Origin of the sequence: Dyadobacter sp. (assembly GCF_051859145.1) — a bacterium.
GTDB lineage: Bacteria > Bacteroidota > Bacteroidia > Cytophagales > Spirosomataceae > Dyadobacter.
This window is the reverse complement of the sequence record NZ_JBHYGF010000421.1, coordinates 1-3,390: the sequence shown is the minus strand read 5'-3', so window position 1 is coordinate 3,390 and position 3,390 is coordinate 1. Positions and strand designations below refer to the sequence as shown.

General features: G+C 45.3%; 2 protein-coding genes. One reads left to right on the top strand and one right to left on the bottom strand.

All coding sequences use genetic code 11. The features are described 5' to 3' along the window. Positions 1 to 76: 76 nt before the first annotated feature. Complete coding sequence (tsaD, locus tag ACTIE6_RS20765; RefSeq protein WP_439558455.1) at positions 77 to 1,075, bottom strand: tRNA (adenosine(37)-N6)-threonylcarbamoyltransferase complex transferase subunit TsaD; 999 nt, start codon at positions 1,073 to 1,075, stop codon at positions 77 to 79. A gap of 67 nt (positions 1,076 to 1,142) precedes the next feature. Here tsaD and ACTIE6_RS20760 point away from each other — a divergent pair. Further along, positions 1,143 to 3,390, top strand: a 2,248-nt coding sequence (locus ACTIE6_RS20760) for a DUF748 domain-containing protein (RefSeq protein ID WP_439558454.1), incomplete at its 3' end; no start/stop codon positions are given.

The window sequence follows — 3,390 nt, the reverse complement described above, 5'->3', positions numbered from 1 at the left end:
AGGATAGACCCAGATTTCTGACAATTGCATCATTTGGTTCAGTACTTATATGCAGTAAATGTTGAAAGGGGGATTTTTAGAAATCCATTCTGGCCAGCGGACTTACTGTCTGGTCACAAAAATCATTTTCCAGAAATTTATAATGCGCCGCAATCGCGATCATTGCCGCATTATCGGTACAATATTCGAATGCAGGAATGTAAACGTTCCAGTTCAAAGTGCGACCGAGTTCCAGTAAAGACTTCCGCAATCCCGAGTTGGCCGAAACGCCGCCAGCAATTGCAATTTCCTTGATTCCAGTTTCTCTTGAAGCTTTCTTAAGTTTTTTCAACAAAATATTAACCAAGGTAAACTGAATGCTCGCGCAGATATCCGGCAGGTTCTCGCTTACGAATGCAGGATTTTCGCGGACCTGCTTTTGGAGAAAATACATGAAAGAAGTTTTGATCCCGCTAAACGAGAAATCAAGTCCGGGCATTTCAGGTAATGGAAAAGAATATGCGTCAGGGTTACCTTCCTTTGCGTATTTATCAATTAGTGGTCCGCCGGGATAGGGTAGTTCAAGCAACTTTGCAGTTTTATCAAAAGCTTCGCCCACCGCATCGTCGCGGGTTTCACCGATGATTTCCATTTCCAAAGGAGACGATACTTTCACGATCTGCGTGTGGCCGCCACTGACAGTGAGGCAAAGAAATGGAAATGTGGGTTTGGGATCTTCTATGAAATGGGCGAGCACGTGCGCCTGCATGTGGTTCACTTCAATGAGGGGGATACCGAGCCCGAGTGCCATTGACTTTGCGAAGGATGTACCTACCAGCAATGCGCCCAACAAACCCGGCCCGCGCGTGAAAGCAATGGCATCCAGGTCTTTTTTTGTTACTTTTGCATCATTCAATGCTTTATCTACTACTGGCAGGATATGTTGCTGGTGTGCACGTGAAGCCAATTCCGGTACAACACCCCCGTATTGTGTGTGAATAAGCTGCGTAGCAACAACATTGGAGCGGATTTCCCCGTTTGTAATTACGGCTGCGGAGGTTTCGTCACACGAAGATTCAATGGCAAGAATATTCATTCTATTGAGTTATTCACAAAATTAAGCATTAACAACAAGATAAGCAGTATTGCCTGCGAAGCTGTATATGTTTAAATTCCTGAAGGCGTTAGGCAGTGGTTTGATCGTCGTGATTATCTTCGCGATCCTCGCGCTGGGTATCCTCACCATTGCACTCCAGCTTCCTTCAGTGCAGACCTGGGCGGTACAGTCTGCTGCCGATCGCATTTCTTCAAAGCTCGGCTATCCCGTTACCATTGAGAAAGTTAATATCAAATGGTTTGACGTCGTGTCATTGGAAGGTGTGTCCGTAAAAGATACCCGCAAGAAAGATATGATCGATGTAGGGCGCATTGATGTTAATCTCGACCTCAATAATATCATCGAAAATGCTGCGCGGGAAATCCGGCTGGACGAGGTGAATGTATTTCAGCCGAAAGTGCATCTGGTAATCATGCCGGAGTCGGGTTACCTGAATATTGACGGCTTTATTGAAAAGATTAACGAACTCACTGCGCCTGCTGTACCCCGGCCTGCGAATGCACCGGAAAATAATACGCCGTTTATTATCGGCAAGTCCAAAGTAATTGACGGTACATTCAGTTACGACGATCCGAGAAGCCCGCGCGACCAGCGTAAAAGGGTTTTTGACTACTCGCATTTCAAGCTTCAACATCTTTATGGCGACCTGAAAAACTTTCTGGTTCAGGGGGATACGATTTCATTTTTGGCTAAAAACCTGAAAACAGTTGATATGCAAACCGGCCTGGAAATGCATGAGCTGGATACCCGCTTTTTGTTTTGTCAAAAGAAAATGGAATTGAAGGAGCTGGATGCAAAAATCGGGCATTCCCGGCTTAAAGACGAGGTGATTTTCTTCTACAACCGCTCGGGAGAACTCGGTGACTTCAATCACAAGATCCGAATGAAAGGGCATTTGACAGGAAGTCACGTTGACTCCCGCGATCTCGGATTATTTTCCAGTTACATCGATGCGTTGAATGAGAGCTGGGATATATCAGGGGATTTTAACGGGAAAGTTGACGATTTCATGATTACCAACACGGATCTGCGTTTCGGAAAGGGGAGCAGGCTGGTCGGGGATCTCGGGTTCAAAGGTTTGCCGAAGATCGATGGCGTGCAAATGGATATCAGGCTTTCACTTTCCCAAATAGAGCCGACGGATCTTGTCCAATATTATCCTGAATGGGATATGCACCCGAAACTCGAGAAGTTCGGATTGACGCTGCTTGACGGGCATTTCAAGGGTACATTGGAAGACTTTTCCGTAGGTGCAAATGCGTCTTCTTCGATGGGTGAAATTGCAGGTGACCTTGTATTTCATATTGATGGTCCAAAAACGACAACTTATTCGGGCGAGGTGAAGACCAATCATTTTGAGCTCGGGAAGTTACTCGAAGATGAAGAAACATGGCAGCAGCTTGATTTTTCTGGCAAGATTTACGGAAGAGGACTTGAACTGCAGTTTGCGTCCACGGACATGAATGCATTGGTTAGTAGGGTAGGTTTCAAAAATTATGATTACCGGAATATCCGTCTGAAAGGCAATCTGCAAAATCAGTACTTCAATGGGCTTGTGAGTGCGAGGGATACGAACCTCGTTTTGAACCTGGAAGGAGAGTTTGACCTGTCCAAAGCGCAAAATTCATTCGACTTACAGGGTGTGGTAGAAAAGGCAAACCTGGCGCAACTGGGTTTTTCCAAAGAACCAATTACACTCCGCACCCAGCTGAATGTAAATGTGTCTGGAAATACATTTGACGAACTTACCGGCGACGCCAAATTGCTGAATACCTATTTGTTAATGACAAATCAGGAACGCAACCTGGTCATGGATACGCTTACGTTCTCTTCCAGGCAAGAGGATGAAAACAGGATTTTGAAGCTTGAAAGCGAGTTTCTGACGGCCAAAGCAGAGGGGGACTTTTTACCTACCCAGTCGTGGGATGACCTGAAAAGGTTAATGAATGAGTACAAGCTTTACTTTTTCGAAAACCAGGCAAACCGCCAGCAATACTACGCCAGCAAACCCGCACAATCTGTTCAGAAAAGATATCAGATAGATTACGAGCTGGAAACCAGGAATCTTTCTCGTTTTCTCGCATTCCTAAGTCCTGATATCTATGTTTCAAGAGGTGCAAAGCTGGAAGGTGTTTTCAGAATGGATAATACCGCAATTCTGACTTTAAACGCAGTTACTGATACTTTGCGGTACGGGAACAATCAGTTTGTAAAGACAGAGCTGGACGATACTACATCCAAGTTAGAGAATAATGAGGAGGTACATGCCAACAATCTGGTCACCTCCGACAAGC